An 18565-nucleotide genomic window follows, 5' to 3' on the forward strand; every position below is an offset into this window, starting at 1 on the left:
GTCGAGGCCGCCGCCGGTGCGATGCGCACCGATCGGGGGGGTCGATACGCGGCACCGGCGGCGGCTGCTGGGGGGTGACGTCCCGGCGGGNGTCGCCGGAACGCCATCGCCGGGGCCGAACGGGTGACGTCGCCAACCGACCCGGACTGGCCCATTGCTTTGTATCAAACACCTCGCGGAGGTATCCCACCAGGGTCGGTCCCGTCGGCGTTCACCGGGCCCCGGCCGCCCTGGCTCCCGTCGTACCCGCGGCCCGCCCGGCGCCGGGAGCGGTTCCGGCATCAGCGATGCCGGCATCGTCAAAGGCTGCCTGCATGCCGGCGGCGAGCTCGCGGTGGCGGGCGAGCATCGCCGACAGGTCGGGATGCACCGGATGGCCGTCCAGGACGACCGCGCGACCCGCGACCACCGTGTGGCGGGCCGCGACCGGGCCGCAGCGCAGCCACGCCTCGACGGGATCGGACAGCGCCCCGGCGAAGCCGACCCCGTCGAGGGGCCATGCCACCAGATCGCCCNCCGCCCCGACGGACAGCTCGCCGATCTTCCCGGCCCGGCCGAGGCAGCCGGCCCCGCCCCGAGTGGCGATCTCCAGCGCGTCCCGGGCCGACATCGCCGCGGCGCCGTGCCGCAGCCGCCCGAGCAGCATCGCCGTGCGGGCCTCCAGCCACAGCGACGCCGAGTCCGCCGACGCCGAGCCGTCACAGCCCAGTCCCACCGGTNCCCCCGCCGCACGCAGCTCCGCGACCGGGGCGAGCCCACCGCCGAGGATCATGTTGCTGCTCGGGCAGTGCGCGACCCCGGTGCCCCAGGCGCCCAGCCGGGCCACCTCGGCGGGGTTCGGGCGGATGCAGTGCGCCACCCAGGCCCGGTCGCCGCCCCAGCCGACCTCGGCGAACTGGTCGATGGGACGCCGGCCGAACCGCGCGAGGCAGTACTCGTCCTCCTCGGGGTCCTCGGCGAGATGCGTGTGCAGCCGCACGTCGAGCGNCTCGGCGAGCTCCGCCGTGGCCCGCATCAGCTCCGGGCTGACCGAGAACGGTGAGCAGGGCGCCAGGGCGATCCGCACCATGGCGCCCGGCGAGGGGTCGTGATGGCGGGCCACCAGCCGGGCCGACTCGGCGAGGATCTCGTCGTCGTCCTGCACCACCGAGTCGGGCGGCAGTCCGCCGTCCTTCACCGACAGCGACATCGATCCGCGGCTGGGATGGAAGCGCATGCCCAGCGCCGTCGCCGCGGCGATCTCGGCGGAGACGAGGTCTCCGCCCCCGCGCGGATGCACATACAGGTGGTCCGTGGTCGTCGTGCAACCGCCGAGGGCGAGCTCGGTGAGCCCGACGTAGGCGGAGACGTGCACGGCCTCCTCGTCCAGCCGGGACCACAGCGGGTACAGGGTCGACAGCCAGGTGAACAGCGTGCCGTTCAGGGCCGGAGCGAACGCGCGGGTGAGGTTCTGGTACATGTGGTGATGCGTGTTCACCAGGCCGGGAGTGATCAGGCAGCCGTCCGCCCGCAACGTGCGCACGGCGGGAGGCGGTGGCTCGTCGGGACCGCCGAGGGCGCTGACCAGGCCGTTCGTCACTGCGATCCACCCGCCGCGGATCTCCCGGCGGTCGGCGTCCACCGTCGCGACCAGTTCGGCGCCGACGACGACCAGGTCGGCGGGAACGGGAACGGCGACGGGACGGGAGACGGCGGGCGTGGCGGACGTGGGCATGGCGGGCATGGCGGACGTCAGCGTGGGGGCCTTCTGCGGATCGGCCATGGCCGCTGATTCTGCGGCCGGCACGTTACGGTCGGGTGAAGCGTCCGTGCCCGGGAGGTCGTGGCGTGCCAGGTGACGTGAGCAGGTGTGCGGGGTCGGCTGGCGGGCCGGTCGGCGTGACGGTCGGCGTGACGGTCGTGGCCACCCCACCAGTCATCATGATCGACGATTCGGGTGATCCCCGGGTCGACGACTACATCTCGTTGACCGACGTCGCGCTGCGCCGTCGGCGGGAGCCGGCCGACGGGCTGTTCATCGCCGAGGGTGAACGAGTGATAACCAGGGCGCTGCGGGCCGGCTACCGGCCGCGCTCGGTCCTGGTCTCGCCGGCGCGCCTGGCGGCCGTGCCCGCGGACCTCGGCGTTGACGTCCCGGTGTACGTCGCGGGACCCGACGTGCTCGCGGCGATCACCGGCTTCGAGGTGCATCGGGGGGCGCTTGCGGCGATGGGCCGCCAGCCGCCCCGCGCCGCCGCCGACCTCCTGGTCGATGCCCGGCGGGTACTGGTGTGTGAGGACATCGTGAGCCACACCAACCTGGGGGCGATTTTCCGTTCGGCCGCGGGACTCGGGATGGACGCGGTGCTCCTGAGCCCGCGCTGCGCCGATCCGCTCTACCGGCGTTCCGTGCGGGTGTCGATGGGGGAGGTGTTCGCCGTCCCCTACGCCCGGCTCGAACCCTGGCCGGAGGCCCTTGGTCTGCTGCGGGATGCCGGGTTCACGCTGCTGGCGCTGACTCCGGCGGCGGACGCCGAGGATCTTGGCTCCTTCGCGGCCGGACTCACCCCCCGCGCCGCGCCCGCGCTTGCACCTGCGCCCGCACCTGCGCCCGCACCTGCGCCGGTGCCGGCGGCGGCCCGGGTCGCGCTGCTGCTGGGCACGGAGGGCGCCGGGCTGTCGGCGGCGGCACAGGCCGCGGCGACGGCCCGGGTCCGGATTCCGATGGCGCACGGGGTCGACTCGCTGAACGTCGCGGCGACCGCCGCCATCGCCTGCTACCTGCTGGGCCGCCGTTGAGCCGCCGGGTTCAGGATGCGAGCCAGCGGCAGCCGGGCAACGGCAGGTTCCGCAGCACCCAGAAGGCGATGATCAGTATCGGAACGGCGGGAAGCAGGCGGGCCGGTACCCGGGGCAACGGGTGGCGCCAGCCGGCCGCCCGCGCCACCGCCACGATCCAGCCGAACACCAGCATCGGGGCGGCGATGACGAAGTAGACGTTGTAGTCGGCCGCGGCCGCGAGGTGTCCGTGCAGGAGCTGGTGCAGGCCGCGGAGGGTGCCGCAACCAGGGCAGTCCAGGGACGTGGCCCACCGGAACGGGCACATAGGGTAGTGGCCCGGCTGGGCGGGGTCGACGAGGTACACCCGGCCGCAGACGCCGACGGCGGCTACACCGAGCACGGCGAAACCCGCCAACCGGGCCCGCGGTGACCAGACCCGGCCCGCGCCGATAATCGTCCCCGGGGTCCCCGGGGTCCCCGGGGTGCCCGGGGTGCCCGGGGTGCCCGGGGTGCGCAGAGCCATGGCCGCGCCGGTCGGTTCCGACGCCGTGGGTGCCGGGTGGTCTGGGTGCGGTGCCGCGACCTCCACCGGAGAAGCGTAACCGGGGCGCGGACCAGTGGGTGGCGGACCGGGGGTGGCGGACCGTGGGACAGTGGAAGGGCCCGAACGGAGGGACGGATGACGGCACGAAACGGCGATCGTGAGCCGGGTCCGGACGCGCCCGGCTACGCGGGGCTCGCGACCTTCTGCGGACTGCCCTGGCTGCCCGGGACGGAGGCGCTGGCGGCCCGCCGGCCCGACGTTGCCGTCGTCGGTGCTCCGTTCGACATCTCGACGACCCACCGTCCCGGCGCCCGGTTCGGCCCTCGGGCGATGCGGGCCAACGCCTACAACCCCGGCACCTACCATCTCGACCTCGGTATCGAGATCTTCGACTGGCTCGACGTCGTTGACGCTGGCGACGCGCACTGTCCGCATGGGCTCACCGAGGCGTCCCATCGCAACATCCGGGCCAAGGTCGCGCGGATCGCCGGGCTCGGCACGATCCCGCTCGTCATCGGTGGCGACCATTCGATCACCTGGCCGGCCGCAACCGGCGTGGCCGACGCCGTGGGCTGGGGTGAACTCGGTCTGCTGCACTTCGACGCGCATGCCGACACCGCGGACGTCATCGACGGCAACCTCGCCTCGCACGGCACTCCGATGCGACGGCTCATCGAGTCCGGTGCCGTGCGTGGACGCAACTTTGTCCAGGTGGGGCTGCGCGGCTACTGGCCGCCGCCGGACGTTTTCGCCTGGATGCGCGAGCAGGAGATGACCTGGCATCTCATGCACGAGATCTGGGAGCGGGGCAGCCGTGACGTCGTCGTGGACGCGATCGCGCAGGCCACGGACGGGTGCCGGGCCATGTACCTGTCGGTCGACATCGACGTCCTGGATCCGGGGTTCGCGCCGGGCACCGGCACCCCGGAACCCGGGGGGATGNCCCCGGCCGACCTGCTGCGGGCGGTCCGTCAGATCGCGCTCGACACGCCGCTTGTGGCCGCCGACATCGTCGAAGTCTCCCCGCCGTACGACCACGCGGAAACGACGGTCAACAGCGCCCATCGCGTCGCCATGGAGGTCTTCGCGGGACTTGCCTACCGCAGGCGGGAAGCCGCCGGTGGCGTTCCGGACCTGCCCGGGTCGGCCCCGGCCTGAGCCGCCCTCCGTGGTAACCGTCCGTGGCAACCGGGAGTCGGTTGGACCGTCGACCGAACCATCGGCGTTTCGTATTCCCGCGAGTGCTTCGTATTCCCGCGAGTACGCAGAGCGCCCTTATTCCAGGTGCAGTGCGCCCTCCTCAGCCGTGCGTGCATCCACGTCCGGCGTGACGATGCTGGGAATGGCGAAGTTCGCGTCGTAATCCTCCGCGAGGGTCGTCGTCCCCTCGCCGTACGCGTCCGCATCGAGAACAGCCCCGGACTCCCGCCGCTCGGCTTCCAGGTAGGGGTCGGCGTCCGGCGTTTCCGCGGCGAGTTGCCGATCGAAGGACGGCCCCGCACGCTCCTCACGCGGTGTGCTCGGATAGCGGACGCCGGCACTCGGTCTGTCGGGCGCGTCCCAACTGTCGTCCAATGGATCTCGGCCGGCATCCGTCGAGCCGAGATCGTCGCTGTCGAGCATCTCCGCGGGTTCCAGGGGAGCATCCTCGCGGTACCACGGCTGTTCGGAGTCGGCTGTGATGGAACCAGGGTCGAACTGCTCGGAACCCGAGGCTGGCTGCGCCATGGCTGTCTCCCTGACCGGCCCACGGACGCGGCGCGGCCTGCTTGGGACATCCCGCAACATTCCGCCCAGCAAAGCGAGTCCGGCCACTGTTGATATCGGTGCGTCCCGGGCCGCTCCCGGCACGCCTCGCCGCATGACCTTCCCGGCGACGGCCGGGCTAAGCCCGCCGCCGTGGTCCTTGCTCGCCGTGGCCCCATGGTTCGACCACCGTCTGGTTCTCGCGGATGATCCTCGTGGACGGCGTGTGCGGATGATCCCGGCGCCGGTCGCGGATCCGGCCGTGGATCCGCGCCACCTTCGCCCGGGCCTTCGTCCGCTTCACCGACCCTGCCGCGTGCGGGACAGCTCCCGCTGCGCCCGGGCGAGGCGCTGCCGGTCGCGGCGTGAACGACGTGGATCAGGCGACCGGGTGGGGGTGTGTGCCGCCGCGGACCGGGTGCCCGCCGAGAGTGGCATTGCGAGTGCCATCGGCAGCGGGACGGACACGGTTACCGCGTGGGGTGACCCCGCTTGTCGGCGAATAGGAGATGGCGTATACCGTCCCGCTTTGTGGCTACTGTTGCTGACCGGATACTCGACCAGCTTGCCAAAGTTCCCGCGGGTTTGGACGACGGCAGGTTGGCGGCGGCGATCGGGGCGAGCCGGGGCACGGTGAACCAGGTCTGCCGGAAGCTCGCGCAGGCGGGGCGGCTGGACCGGGGGCAGGGTCCCGACGGCCTGATTCTCAACCGTCTGACGCTCGCGGCGACCTCGCCGCCCGAGGAGTCGGAATCCGCCGATGTCGTCCCCTCGGCCGATGTCGTCCCCTCAGCGCTCGTCGAGGAGGTCACTTCTCCCGCCGTGGCCGAGCCTGTTCCCGATGCGTCCGCGTCGGTCGAGTTCCCGTCGGCCCAGCCTGTTCCCGACGTCTCCGCGTCGGTTGAACGTGCTTCTGCGGGGTCTGAGCCTGCCGTCGCCGCAGCCGAGGCGGTCACGGCCACAGGCGCCGATGAGCAGGCGGTCGATGGCGAGCCGGTGGACGTGCCCGCCGAGCCGGCCGCCGAGGTCGTCGAGGTCATTGAGGTCGTCGAGCCCGACCCGGTCGCCGAGGCGGGTGCGGCGCCGGCCGTGCCGGCCCCGGGGCGCGCCGAGGATCCGGTCACGGTGATCGGCCAGGCCCTGGCCGCCCTGGACGAGGCGATGTCCGTGTTGGGCAGCACGATCGTCCCGGCCTCACTCGATGCGGTAGGTGGTGCGTCGCATGCCTCTCCGTCGCCGGGCGGTACGGTAACCGAGCTTTCCGGGGAGCAGGGGGCTCCCACGGAGCGCGCCGAGGGCGTCGGGGGTGGCAGCCGGCCGGTAGTCGGTGCGCCCCTGCCCACAGGGACGGCCGCGAGCCGGGAGACCCACGAGCCGGCGAGCGGGGGTACCGCACGCCGGGAAGGCGGGGAAGACGGGGCCGGGGGGAGCACCCCGACTTTGGAGAAGGCACCGGCCGATCGCGCGAGCACCGCACCGGTGCGTCGAAGCTGGTGGCGCCGAATGTTTGTCCGTAACGCCCATTGATGTAACTAGCGGTACATAGTCGGCAGTGGGACCGGCTGTCGTCAGCTGAAGCGTCGACGATGTTGATCGGCAATAACGTTTCGAGCGTCACCGATCTACCAGGGGAGAGCATGTCCATGCGAGCGAGATCGCTCGTCGCCGCCGCCGCCATTGTGCTGTCGTCGCTGGTGCTCGTCGCCTGCGGCAGCCGGGCCAGTAGCAGCGGAACGACCTCGGCCGGCAACAAACCGGCCGGGGTGTCGAACAATACAGCTTCGGATATCGGCGTCACGCCGACCGAGATCAAGATCGGTACAATCGCTGGCCTGAGCAGCGGTTTCGGACCGGACACGTTCTCCGCCTCACTGTACGGGGCGCGGGCCTATTTCAAGGCGCTCAACGCCGCGGGCGGAGTAAACGGGCGCACCGTGAACCTCGTCGAGTGTGACGACAAGGGCAGCGGGGACGGAAATGCGAACTGCGCGCACAAGCTCGTCGACGACGAGAAGGTCTTCGCGCTCGCCGGGGTGACGGCGTTCGACTACACGGGTGCGCAGTACATCAACTCCAAGGGTGTTCCGGATATCGGCGGCCAGCCCGTGTCCGCCGCCTACGATCAGTATCCGCACCTGTACTCGATCTACGGCAGCTATTATCCGCGCACCGGCAGCCGTCCCGGCTACAACGGCACGCTCTACGCGGGGACCGAGATCTACCGCTGGTTCAAGCAGAATCTGAAGACCAACGTCGCCGGGGTTGTGTACTACAACGTCGCCCCGTCGGAGCGGTACGCCAAGTCGATCGCGGACGGCCTGCGCAAGGAGGGCTACACGGTCGTCGAGGAGCAGATCAATCTCGGCGCCCCGAGTTGGGACGCAACGGTCCTCGACCTCAAGCGGCGCGGCGTCCAGATCGTCTTCGACGCGATGGACGACGGCGGTAACGCTCAGCTGTGCAACGCCATCGAGTCCCAGAAACTGCCGATCACGGCGAAGGTGACCCCGCCGCAGGGCTGGGCCAACAACATCCGCCAGGTCTACAGCGCCTCCCCGAACTGCCGGAACACGATCTACTCCACCGGCGGCACCGCCAACTATGCGGACACTCAGATTCCCGCGGTCGCCACGTTCCAGAAGGATCTGCAGGCGGCCGCGCCCGATCGGGTGGCCAAGATGAACCTGTGGATGCTCGAGGGTTACGCCTCGGCCCAGTGGCTGACCGACGCGATCCGCTCCTGCGGCGCCGACGTCACCCGCGCCTGCGTCGAGGCGTACATGAACAGCGGCAAGGACTACGACGGTCACGGCCTGCTCATCCCGACCGGCCGGAACTTCAAGAAGTCGCCTGAACCGCCGTCGCAGGAGGAGAACTGCCTCAACGTCGCCCGTTGGCAGGACTCGGCGAACGGCAACCAGGGTGGCTGGGTGACCCAGGTCAAGGACATGAACACCAACTGCTTCACCGTCCCGGATCTGCCCTACCCGGCCGGCTGATCTCTCGCGGGACCGCCTGCGTGATCCCGGGCCCCGGTCGGGGCAACCCTCCACGGCACCGCGGAGGGAACCTCGACCGGGGCCTTTCACATCGGGGGGCCTTTCACCGAGGCCTTTCGCGGCCCTACGCTCGGAATTCCTCCGGCCCGCCCGCGAAGGACCGCTCGCCCCGGTGCAGGACGTAGACCAGGTCCGCCATCGCCAGGGCCTGCTCGGTGTACTGGTCGGCGAGCACGACGGTGGTGCCCGACGATGCGACCGTCGCAAGCCAGCCGAACAGGTCCGCGGCGACCTTCGGGGATAGTCCGAGCGACAGCTCGTCGACCATCAGGACCGAGGGGCGGGCCAGCAGGGCGCGGGCGAGTGCCAGCATTCGCCGCTCACCGCCCGACATCGATCCGGCCCGCTGCGTCAGCCGCTCCCGCAGCCGGGGGAACGACTCCAGCGCGGGGGTGATGTCGGGGTGCCCGCTGGCCTCCGCGATGATCTGCAGATTGTCCCGGACCGACAGGGTGGCGAAGACGGCCCGTTCGTCCGGCACGAGCATCAGTCCTCGGCGGGCCCGGTCGACGGTGGACACCTTGGTGATGTCCTCGCCGCGCCAGGTCAGACTGCCCGAACGCAGTGGGATCAGCCCGGCCAGCACCCGTAGGGTGGTGCTCTTGCCCGCGCCGNTGACCCCGAGCAGGGCGGTGACCTTGCCGGGGGGGATGGCAAGGTCCAGACCGTGCAGGACCTCCACGGTCCCGTAGCCGGCCCGTGCCCCGGTCAGTTCGAGTTCGGCCGTCGCCGTGGTCACCGTGCCTCCTGCGGCTGCTTCAGGACCGTTTCATCGTGGCGATGGGCAGCCTGGGCCAGGTACACCGACCGCACGGTCGGGTCGTCGCGGACGTGCCCGGGATCGCCGGACGCGACGACCCGACCGCCGACCATGGCGTACACCTGGTCGGCGACGGAGAAGACCAGGTCGACGTCGTGGTCGACGATCAGGATGCCGACCCCGTCGTCGGCGGTCCGGCGCAGCAGCTGCGAGAACCTGGCGGTCTCGTCGTTGTCCAGACCGCTGGCGGGCTCGTCGAGCAGCAGGATGTCCGGCTGGGCGCACAGCGCCCGCGCGAACTCGACCAGCCGCAGGGCACCGGTGGGCAGCGTGCCGGCGATGGTGTCCCGCAGGTCGGACAGGCCGAGGGAGCCGAGGGTTTCCTCGACGAGGCGGCTGACGTGTCCTCGGCCCTTGGACGCCAGGCCCAGCAGGCCGCCGGCATAGTCCCGGTGCCGGTTTTCCGCGCCGACAAGCAGGTTGTCCGCGACCGTGAGGGTGGGGAAGAGCGAGGGAACCTGGAAGGTCTGCACCAGACCACGCCGGGACCGGATGTCCGGCCGCATTTTTGTGATGTCGCTCTTGTCGAGCAGGACCTTGCCCTCGTCGGGCTGCTCGACCCCGGTCAGCAGGCTGAACAGCGTCGACTTCCCGGCACCGTTCGGGCCGATGAGGCCGGTGATCACGCCCTGGGGGGCGACAAGGTCGACGTGGTCGACCGCGGTCAGACCGCCGTAGCGGCGGACCAGGCCAACGGCCTGTAGCACGTGCCGACTCATACCCGACCTCCGTCCCGCAGGGAGGTCGCCGCCGCGGGTCCCGAACCCCCCTGCTCGTGGCCCACGTGACCTGGTGAGGTGGGGTAGACGTCGGCGGGCAGGCCACCGCGCTCGCCGCGGGGCGCGGGGGGCAGCAGCGGTGCGCCGCTCGACCGGGCCGCATACTCCTGCACCAGGGTCAGCAGGCTGGCCCCGAACGGGGTCGGCCGCGGCGAGCCCGGTGGCAGCACGGGCGAGGAGCGGCCCGGAGGCCAGCTCGCGGATGGCCCGGGCTGGGCGGCCCCCAGCGGCGCGCCGATCCCGGGGATCCCGGAGATCCCGGTGACGCCGGTGATGCCAGTGGTCGCTGGCAGGTATCCGACGGCGGAGATGCGCACCGGCACCGGACGCGGTGCCCGATGGTTGGGATCGACGAAGCCGTCCGCGAGGTGGAGGGCGAGCAGCCGCAGCAGACCCCGGACGGCCGAGGCCAGGCCGCCGGGCATCCAGCCGAGGGCGAGGGCGAGGATGCCGATGGCGAGGATCGAGGATCCGGCCGGCGCCAGTACGTCGATCGTGACGATGAACGCCGCGGCGACGATCGCGCCGGCCGCGCTGTCGGCGCCGAAGACGACCACGGCGGTGAACCACAGCAGGCTCTGCAACGGTGCGAAGTCGTCGGCGGAGAACGAGTAGCTGCTGTGCACCAGCAGCGCACCACCCAGCCCGGCGACGACGGAGGAGACGGTGAAGGCCAGCAGCTTGAGGTTGCGGACGTCAACCCCGACCGCCGCCGCACCCTCCGCATGGTCACGCACGGCGAGCAGCGCCCGACCGAGCCGACCGCGATGCAGATTACCCACGAAGAACAGGCCGAGGCCCAGGCAGACCAGTTCAAGGACGTAGAACGCCTCGTCGGGCAGCTCCCAGCCGAAGAACGTCAGCGGGTCGAGGTAGAGGCCGGTCGCGAAGGTGGGCTGTTCGAAGACGAAACGGCTGACCACGGCGCCGACCGCGAAGGTGGTCAGCGCCAGGGTGAGGCCGCGGCGGCGGATCGCTGGGTAGCCGGTGATCAGACCGATCGGGGCGACGAGCAGGGCGCCGATGAACATCGACGCGACGCCCGGCAGCTTCGGCAGTCCGAACAGGTCACCGTTGGCGAGCTTGAGTGACAGCAGCGCCCCGAGGCCCGCGTAGCCGGCCGAGCCCAGGGAGAGCTGGCCGCTGTAGCCGGTGACGATGACCATCGACAGGAAGATGAGGGCGAGCGCCGGGACCATGAACGCCGAACGCAGATCGGACGGGGCGAAGGTGAGCGGTGCGAGCAGCAGCGCGGCACCGCCGAGCTTGCCCAGGAAGTCGCGGCGGGCCTTGGTCTGGCTGGCCGGGCCCGACGGCGGTGCGCCGCGGCTGGAGAAGCTGGCGGTGGTCCCGGAGTCGCCGGTGCCGAGCTCGCGCAGCTTCGGCACCGCGAGCAGCAGGACCAGCAGGGCGACGATGAACAGGTTCGACTGCAGGACGGTGAGGATCTGGCCCGCGTTACCGTCGAGGGTGAACTGCTTGAGTTCGCTCTGCAGGACGGCGATGCCCAGGGCCGTGAGGACGGCCACCGGCATGCTCGACAGCCGGGCCGCCACCACCACCGCAAAGGTCTCCAGCACCAGCAGGGTCAGCCCGTACGGGGTGAGTTGAAAGCGGGGGGCGAGCAGGATGCCGGTGAGGCCGGCGAGCGTCGTCCCCGCCGCCCAGCCAGCCGCGGCGACCTGGTCCGCGGGAACACCGGACAGCTCGGCGAGCTGCCGGTCGTCGACGACCGCGCGGATCTGGCGGCCAAACACCGTGCGGGTGGCGATGACGCCGATGACCGCGCAGAACACCACGACCATCGCGAGCTCGGCCAGCGCGTCGACACCGNTCCGGGTGTCACCGAACAGCTTCACCGACGAGTTCGGGAAGATGCTTGGTGCGTCACTACGCGAGCCCAGACCCCAGATGCCCGCCGTCATCCCGAGGGTGAGGACCAGCACACCGAGGCTGGCGACCAGGGATTCGGCCGCCGATGCGCGGCGACGGGCCAGCGGCCGGAAGACCAACCGCTCCAGCAGCAGGCCGATCCCGGGGGACACCACGGCGAGCGCGATGATGGCGGCCAGCCAGATCGGCAGCCCCCACACGACCACCATCTCGCGGAAGACGTACGCCACCAGCGTGGCGATGCCGCCCTGGGCCAGGTTGAGGACCCCGTTGGTGCGGTAGGTGACCAGCAGGCCGATACCGGACNGGGCGGCGATCGCCCNGNGGGAGANCCCCGCCAGTCCCAGGTCGATGCTGGTCACCGGGCACTCCCTGGGAGCCGGTCGCCGCCGGCCGTCCGGTCGTCGCCGTCCGCCGGGTCACATGTGATCACGGAACTGCTCGCCTTCCGCACCGTGGCATCGTTGGAAACGCAGGCTCTGTCAGGCGTGCTGGCCGGGTGTGGTGGCATTCGCGGCGGGTGCCTGGCCGCCCCCNGGGNCCGTCACAGCGAAGCGCGAGTTCTGCTGGTGCGTGGCCGTTGTCTGCTGGTACGAGCCGGTCTGCTGGTACGAGCCCTGGGGGCGGGTGGCCGGCTGACCGGCCTCGGGTGCGGCACCCGCGCCCGCCGCCGCGATGATCAGCGAGTGTAGGTCGTCGACCTGGCCGGCGGTGTGGGCCTGGGCGGCCTGAGCGGCGTCGAAGCGGTCGGCCACCAGCAGCGCACTTCCCACCAGAATGAGTGCTAGGCCCCCAAAACCGCCGGAAACCACGTAGGGTAGTTGGAAAGCGACGTCCGTCTCCTTGGAGACACCCAGGTAGCAGCCGAGCAGAAGTACGCCGCCGGCGGCCATCACCACCCATCCGCGCAGCGCGCGGACCACGTCGACCACCAGGCGCGATGTGGGCCGCGGGTTATCGGTCCCAGCGGTCTGCTCGTCCACTTTCGTCTCCCCCAAGGAGCATGTCGTCGTCGGTCATGCGGCGCGGTCGTGCGGGCGGCGCGGTCGTGCGGCGGAGCCTCCGCGTGGAGCCCGCCCCCGAGATGATCCGGGTCACGACAGGCGTCAGATTAGTGTGCGGAGATGAACAGGTGCTCCGTCGGGTGGCCCACGGCTGTTCCCGGCGAGCTCCGGCGGCACGGGAAGCTCCGTCGCATTAGGTATACGAGGATAAGCCGGCCGATGGAAGGCCTTGCGAAGTATGCCCGTCTGCAACCAGTCTGCTACTCTATGTCGGCTGTCGGCTGTCGGCTGGCTGTCGGGCCNGGGGGANGGGCNGGGAGGGATGCCAGCCGCAGCCTGCCGCACCGCGGGCCGATGCCTGCCGCATCGCGGGCCACCGCGGGGCCACCGCGGGGCCTCAGGTGATGCTCGGAGCGATCCGCTGGCGTGGCGGCAGGGCGGTGGCCCCGGCCGGTGCCGGCCCCCGGCCCCAGCGCCACGCGTCGGCGACGATGCGGTCGATGCTCGACGCCGGAGAGCTCCAGCCGAGATCGGCGCGGATCCGGGTGCTGTCACCGATCAGCGTCCTCGGTTCGGAGACCGGCGGACAGTGGACGCGGCGGACCGGGCGCCCGGCGACCCGGCCGACCGCGGCGAGCACGTCGGTGACACTCACCCCGACGCCGCTGCCCACGTTGAACACCGCGCAGTGCCCGGGGCGCGCGGCGACCAGCGCCGTCAGGTAGGCCGTCGCCATGTCCACGACGTGGACGTACTCCCGCAGCGCGAGGCCGTCCCCGTTGACCCGGAACACGTCCCGGCACCCGCTCGCCACGGCGATCGCCGCCGGGATGATCCGGCTGCCGTCGCGGTCGATGTGTCCCGCGACGGCACCCGCGACGTTGAAGGAACGTAGGATCACCGCGCCGAGCAGCCCGGTGCCGGCCTGGTGGGACAGCAGCCGCTCGGCGGCGAACTTGGAGGTTCCGTAGGGGTTCGCCGGGTCGGGTGGGCAGGTCTCCGGGATCCGGGCGAGGTCGACGTTGCCGTAGACCGCGCAGGTGGATCCGAAGACGAACGCGGGTGCGACCCCGGTGTGTTCGGCGCCCTCCTCCAGGGCGGCCAGCAGGTTGATGGTGCCGGTCAGGTTTGTCTGGAAGTAGCGCACGGGATCCAGCCGCGACTCCCGCACCCGGGTCAGGGCCGCGAGATGGCACACCCCCTCGAATCCCCGGCTGACCCCCGCCGCGGCCAGCTGGCGGGGATCGAGCAGGTCCGCGGCCACCACCTCGACATCGGGGGCGAACCGCGGCGTGGTCATCGGCTCGCGGACCATCGCCGTAACCTGGTGTCCGGCGGNGGNGNGCATGTCCGTGACCACTCCGCCGATGAAGCCGGCCGCGCCGGTGACAAGGACGCGCATGTCCGGGATCAGGATGCGGCCCGCATGCGCATCCCGAGGAGGGTCTCCCGGTGGCGCCAGGCGAGTTCCAGGCAGGCGGCGGCCGACGGGGCGATGGGCTCGGTGTCGACGAGACGGCGCAGCGCCGAGTGGGTGAACGGGATGCCCTCGGTCACCGACCGGTTCGGACCCGCGGTGACGACCGATCCCTCGGCATTGGTCTGGACCATGCTGCCGAAAAGCTGGTCGAAGGCGTCGGCGTCCACCACGACGACGGTGAGGATCTCGCCGAACAGAGTGAGCGCGTCCAGCCCGATCCCGAAGTACGACACCCGCATGGCGCCGGACCGACGCGCCTGCTCGAACGAACGGAACGGCTCGTCGGTGTCATAGTCGATCGGGCTGGACGAGCTGCCGTCGTGCTCCGGGTTGCCCAGCAGCTCCTCGCTCAGCTCACGCATGATGTTGCGCCACAGGTCGAAGTCGGCCTCATGGTGGAACGGGGTGATGCCCGACGGCTGGAAGACCCCGGCCGGGATGACGTGGTACACCCCGCCCGCGGTCGCGACCGAGCCCGCGCTGCGCCGGTGCAGGAAGAAGCTCGCCTGGCCGCCGCGATCGTGGCGGATCGTGAGCGTGTTGATGGACGGCAGGGCCGCCCGCCGGGTGAAGTCGAACGGATCTCCGATGCGCGCCCGGAAGGGCAGCGCGGGCCAGGACAGTCCGCTGCCGGCCATCGCGGCCGCCGTCTCGTGTGCGACGGTCTCGCAGACGTCGACGGCGTCGAAGTACGTCGTGTGGGCGAAGCTCAGCGANGGATGNTTGTCCGTTGNCGGNCCCGCGGNCCCGTCACCGCCGATATCGAGCAGGCGAAAACTGAGCCGGTTCTCGAACAGGGTCGGCCGGTCGAGGTCCCGCATCGCCCGCGTGTAGCGCTGGTAGCGGTTCTGCTGACCGCCTCCACCGAGCAGGGGCCGGCTACCGGCCGTCTCGGGTTCGTCTCCCCTGATCGTGGGGGCCTCGGCGCTATCGTGCCACCCAAGGGTGACATCGTCGATGTCCACCGGGGTGTCCCACACCCAGCCGGGTCGGGCCAGTAGCCCGCTGCCGAGTCGGTCGGTTTCCGGGTAGAGCCGCACCGCCGCGCGGGCGAGGCTGATCCGATGGTGGTTGAGGTGATCGCGGGTGAGCCGCCACGCGCGTTGGCTCGCGGCGGCCTGCTCGGCCGCCGGACTGCGCGGCGCTGTCTCCCGGCGACGGTCCGTCATCGATCCCGGGGCCAGGCCGACGTCCTCGGGGGACAGCGCCAGATTGCGGGCGATGTGACGGAGCGTCGAGATGTCGTGGATAGCCCGCCGGCCGCTCTCCACCTTGGATACGTAGGACTGGTCGAAGCCCAGACGGTCGGCGAGCTGCTGCTGCGTGAGGCCGTGGGCCTGCCGGTACGCGCGTAGGAGTTGGCCCACACCAACGCTGGTGGGAGTAGAACGCGGCGGCGTCCATAGCCAAGTGTGACCGGTCACCCGCAACCCTCTCGTCCGACAATCGTGTTACGCGAAGTGAGCATAACGAGCCGGGCATCTAGGGGTGCAGTGACATAATTCGAACATCTCGTGTGGGTGTAATTTTGCGGCTTCCAGCAACATCCTCGGTGCCATGTGTTATGCGAGGGCGTTCCCGTCGAATGTATGTTCATTGGTTGGGAAGTCCGTCCGCGAGGTCGAGGACGATCACAATGATGATCAGGAGGAGTATCCAGCGGAAGAAGCCGATACGGCTCCAGACCTCGCGCGCGATGCCCCGGCCCGCCCGGCCGCCGAGCACCAGCAGTGCGAACAGCGCCCCGCCGACCGTGACGAGGAAGATCCCGGCATTGCTGTGGTCCACGGTCAAGACGATCGCACGCCGACCCCGGGGATCCCCGGGGATCCCCGGAGAGTGTTTCTGTTCGGGTCGCGACCGAAGGTGACCGACCGTTCTCGCGGTTATCCTCCCCGTGTTCGCCGTCGGGCCGGTCGGGGTTGCGCTGATCGGCCTGGTGCCGATCGTCCTAGCGCTGATCGGCCTAGCGCTGATCAACGTGGTCACGTCGAGGCTCTCTCATGTGCTACTGAAGGTCGATGGAACGTGTAGTGCATGCCGTGTTGGAATCGACGTTCACCCACTGTAAGATCAACGCACCCCGACGGGATGAACTCACTCCCTTTCCTCGCCCGCCAAATCGCCGGTCGGCGCGCATCGGAGCCTGCTCGTCCCTACCGTGTTCCGGATGTCGACGGCACTCCTGACCGATCACTATGAGTTGACCATGTTGCGCGCGGCGCTCCGGTCCGGCGCGGCGGATCGCCGTGTGGTCTTCGAAGTCTTCACCCGATCGTTGCCGCCGGGTCGCCGTTTTGGTGTGTTCGCCGGCACCGGTCGGCTGCTCGATGCGCTGGCGGACTTCCGGTTCGGGCCGCCCGAGCTAGCTGCTCTGCGGGCCGCCGATGTCATCGACGAGGCCACGGCACAGTGGCTGGCGGACTACCACTTCGGCGGCGACATCCATGGCTTCGCCGAGGGCGAGCCGTTCTTCGCCGAGACGCCCGTGCTCGCCGTCGAGGGCACCTTCGCTGAGACCGTGCTGCTCGAGACACTCGTGCTCGCCATCCTCAACCACGACAGCGCGATCGCGGCCGCTGGGGCCCGGATGGTTGGGGCGGCCGGGGACCGGCCCTGTCTCGAGATGGGATCTCGGCGCACCCATGAGGCCGCCGCCGTGGCCGCCGCCCGCGCGGCCTACCTCGTGGGTTTCGCGGCCACGTCGAACCTGGAGGCTGCCCGGACGTACGAGGTCCCCAGCGTCGGTACCAGCGCGCACGCCTTCACACTCGTTCATCCAAGCGAGGCCGAGGCGTTCGCCGCGCAGGTCGCAGCCCTCGGTGTCGGCACGACGCTGCTCGTCGACACGTACGACGTCCCTGCGGGGGTCGCAGCCGCCGTCGCGACGGCGGGCACCGAGCTTGGGGCCGTCCGGATCGACAGCGGGGACCTGGGTCGGGTCGCCGGCGCCGTCCGCGCGCAGCTTGACGGCCTCGGCGCGACCAGAACACGGATCATCGCGACCGGGGATCTGGACGAGCACGCCATAGCCCGGTTGGGCGACGCCCCAGTAGACGGCTACGGTGTCGGCACCAGCCTAGTCACCGGTGCGGGGGCGCCCACCGCGGGGTTCGTCTACAAGCTGGTCGAGGTCGACGGCGAACCCGTGGCGAAGAGGTCGGTCGGCAAGAGCACCCGTGGGGGGCGCAAGCGGGTCGTCCGCCGCCATGACCTCAACGGCCGGGCCGTCGCTGATGTCATCTTTCCGAGCCCGCCGGGCTCGCCGTCGGCCCCGGACCGCTTGTCCGGTCCGTCCGGCCCGGGGGTGGATCCCGCTGGCTCCGGCGACGCGCTCCCCGCGTCGCCGCGACCGCCCGACCCGGCCCGGGACCGGGACCTGTTGCGTCCGCTGGTGAAGGCCGGTGAGCCGGTCGGTGGCCTGACCGGGCCGGCCGGCACCCGGCGCGCCCGCGAGCACCATCGTCTGGCCCTCGCGGCCCTTCCCCCCACCGCTCGGGAGGTGGGCTACGGCCCGCCGTGCCTGCCCGTCGTCCACGCGGAGGGCCGTCCCTGAACCGTCCCGGGCCTCCCTGAGCCGTCCCGGGCCTCCCTGAGCCGTCCCGGGCCGTCGGGCGGCGTCGCCCACTGAGGTGCCGTTTCCGGCGGGAGGCCGAGGAGGGGCCCGTGTGTGCCGGCGCGGGGATGGCCAGACTGGNGGGGTGGCGCCCGCCTCTCCACCGAACCGGATCCGCGGTCCGTTGGACGGCGAGGGCGGGCGGCATGACGGTGACGCTGTCATGCCGCCCGCCCTCGCCGTCAGCGTGGACGTGGTTCTACTGACCCTGCGCGCCGGTCGGCTCTGTGTCCTGGTCATCCGCCGGGACGATCCCCCGTTCGGCGGATGCTGGGCGCTGCCCGGTGGTTTCGTCGACCGCGACGAGGATCTCGACGCCTCGGCCCTGCGGCAGCTCGCGGCCGAGACGGGCGTCACGACGACCGGTCACCTCGAGCAGTTGCGGACCTACGGCGGCGCGCACCGCGACCCGCGTGTCCGGGTGGTCAGCGTGGCCTACCTGGCCCTGCTGCCGAATCTCCCGCAGCCGCAGCCACAGCCCGGCCGGGATGGACCGCGGGCCCGCTGGTGGCCGGTGGAGGACCTGGACTCGACCGACGGCCCGACGCTGGCCTTCGACCATCCGCGGATCGTGGGGGACGGCGTGGAGCGGGCCCGGGCCAAGTTGGAGTACACCCCGCTGGCCGCCGCCTTCTGCGAGGAGCAGTTCACCCTGGCCGACTTGCGCCGCGTCTACGAGGCCGCGTGGGGCGTCGCGTTGGATCCGCCGAACTTCCGCCGCAAGGTGCTGTCCACGCCGGGATTCGTCGTACCGCTGGGCCAGCGCACCTCCCCGCGCGGTGGCGGTCGGCCCGCCGAGCTGTATCGGCGTGGCTCGGCGGTCGCGCTGCACCCGCCGCTGCTGCGCCGGTCGGTCTGAGGAGA

Annotated in this window: 16 protein-coding genes; 6 read left to right on the forward strand and 10 right to left on the reverse strand. The window is 71.3% G+C overall.

The window, feature by feature from the left end; translation table 11 throughout:
* Nucleotides 1-211: 211 nt before the first annotated feature.
* The gene (locus ALLO2_RS14050; RefSeq protein WP_035732638.1) at nucleotides 212-1723 is read right to left on the reverse strand and encodes an 8-oxoguanine deaminase; all 1512 of its coding nucleotides are present in this window, start codon (nucleotides 1721-1723) and stop codon (nucleotides 212-214) included.
* A 197-nt stretch (nucleotides 1724-1920) separates the two neighbouring features.
* Between ALLO2_RS14050 and ALLO2_RS14055 the strand changes: the two genes are divergently transcribed.
* Nucleotides 1921-2778 carry an RNA methyltransferase gene (locus ALLO2_RS14055; protein ID WP_035732640.1) on the forward strand — a complete coding sequence of 286 codons (858 nt, stop codon included), beginning with the start codon at nucleotides 1921-1923 and terminating at the stop codon, nucleotides 2776-2778.
* 10 nt (nucleotides 2779-2788) lie between these two features.
* On the opposite strand, the gene ALLO2_RS14060 is transcribed toward ALLO2_RS14055, so the two are convergent.
* Complete coding sequence (locus tag ALLO2_RS14060) at nucleotides 2789-3349, reverse strand: DUF2752 domain-containing protein (RefSeq protein ID WP_232235100.1); 561 nt, start codon at nucleotides 3347-3349, stop codon at nucleotides 2789-2791.
* Nucleotides 3350-3439: 90 nt separating this feature from the next.
* Here ALLO2_RS14060 and speB point away from each other — a divergent pair, with 90 nt between their 5' ends.
* Entirely contained in the window at nucleotides 3440-4462 is a 1023-nt protein-coding gene (gene speB, locus ALLO2_RS14065) for an agmatinase (RefSeq protein WP_035732592.1), read from the forward strand.
* A gap of 117 nt (nucleotides 4463-4579) precedes the next feature.
* Here the strand turns inward: speB and ALLO2_RS14070 are convergent, their stop codons facing one another.
* Nucleotides 4580-5032, reverse strand: coding sequence for a hypothetical protein (locus ALLO2_RS14070; RefSeq protein WP_023841205.1), 453 nt, complete (start codon nucleotides 5030-5032; stop codon nucleotides 4580-4582).
* 549 nt (nucleotides 5033-5581) lie between these two features.
* Here ALLO2_RS14070 and ALLO2_RS14075 point away from each other — a divergent pair.
* On the forward strand, nucleotides 5582-6577 hold the full coding sequence (locus tag ALLO2_RS14075) for a hypothetical protein (RefSeq protein WP_023841206.1): 996 nt from the start codon (nucleotides 5582-5584) through the stop codon (nucleotides 6575-6577).
* Between the two features lie 116 nt (nucleotides 6578-6693).
* Nucleotides 6694-8049, forward strand: coding sequence for an ABC transporter substrate-binding protein (locus ALLO2_RS14080; protein ID WP_023841207.1), 1356 nt, complete (start codon nucleotides 6694-6696; stop codon nucleotides 8047-8049).
* Between the two features lie 124 nt (nucleotides 8050-8173).
* On the opposite strand, the gene ALLO2_RS14085 is transcribed toward ALLO2_RS14080, so the two are convergent.
* The 7 genes from ALLO2_RS14085 to ALLO2_RS14115 form a co-directional block, all read right to left on the reverse strand.
* Nucleotides 8174-8848: an ABC transporter ATP-binding protein gene (locus ALLO2_RS14085; RefSeq protein ID WP_035732593.1), complete on the reverse strand. Its 675-nt coding sequence runs from the start codon at nucleotides 8846-8848 to the stop codon at nucleotides 8174-8176.
* Nucleotides 8845-9648 (reverse strand): ABC transporter ATP-binding protein, encoded by an 804-nt coding sequence (locus tag ALLO2_RS14090; RefSeq protein ID WP_011435307.1) that lies wholly within the window; start codon nucleotides 9646-9648, stop codon nucleotides 8845-8847. Before ALLO2_RS14090 ends, ALLO2_RS14085 begins: the two co-directional genes overlap by 4 nt.
* Nucleotides 9645-11963 (reverse strand): ABC transporter permease, encoded by a 2319-nt coding sequence (locus ALLO2_RS14095; protein ID WP_035732594.1) that lies wholly within the window; start codon nucleotides 11961-11963, stop codon nucleotides 9645-9647. The genes ALLO2_RS14090 and ALLO2_RS14095 overlap by 4 nt, the downstream gene beginning before the upstream one ends.
* 120 nt (nucleotides 11964-12083) lie before the next feature.
* On the reverse strand, nucleotides 12084-12584 hold the full coding sequence (locus ALLO2_RS14100; RefSeq protein WP_035732595.1) for a hypothetical protein: 501 nt from the start codon (nucleotides 12582-12584) through the stop codon (nucleotides 12084-12086).
* A 418-nt stretch (nucleotides 12585-13002) separates the two neighbouring features.
* The gene (locus ALLO2_RS14105; protein WP_035732596.1) at nucleotides 13003-14007 is read right to left on the reverse strand and encodes an NAD-dependent epimerase/dehydratase family protein; all 1005 of its coding nucleotides are present in this window, start codon (nucleotides 14005-14007) and stop codon (nucleotides 13003-13005) included.
* A gap of 8 nt (nucleotides 14008-14015) precedes the next feature.
* Nucleotides 14016-15509, reverse strand: a complete 1494-nt coding sequence (locus ALLO2_RS14110) for a helix-turn-helix domain-containing protein (RefSeq protein WP_035732598.1) — start codon at nucleotides 15507-15509, stop codon at nucleotides 14016-14018.
* Nucleotides 15510-15678: 169 nt separating this feature from the next.
* Nucleotides 15679-15873: a hypothetical protein gene (locus ALLO2_RS14115; protein WP_035732600.1), complete on the reverse strand. Its 195-nt coding sequence runs from the start codon at nucleotides 15871-15873 to the stop codon at nucleotides 15679-15681.
* A gap of 382 nt (nucleotides 15874-16255) precedes the next feature.
* Here ALLO2_RS14115 and ALLO2_RS14120 point away from each other — a divergent pair, with 382 nt between their 5' ends.
* Together ALLO2_RS14120 and ALLO2_RS27290 are read left to right on the forward strand one after the other, a co-directional pair.
* A complete protein-coding gene (locus ALLO2_RS14120; RefSeq protein ID WP_011435313.1) occupies nucleotides 16256-17641 on the forward strand; it encodes a nicotinate phosphoribosyltransferase in 1386 nt (461 codons plus the stop codon).
* A 223-nt stretch (nucleotides 17642-17864) separates the two neighbouring features.
* Nucleotides 17865-18560: an NUDIX domain-containing protein gene (locus tag ALLO2_RS27290; RefSeq protein ID WP_011435314.1), complete on the forward strand. Its 696-nt coding sequence runs from the start codon at nucleotides 17865-17867 to the stop codon at nucleotides 18558-18560.
* Nucleotides 18561-18565 lie beyond the last annotated feature (5 nt).

Origin of the sequence: Frankia sp. Allo2, from assembly GCF_000733325.1 — a bacterium.
Lineage (GTDB): Bacteria > Actinomycetota > Actinomycetes > Frankiales > Frankiaceae > Frankia > Frankia casuarinae.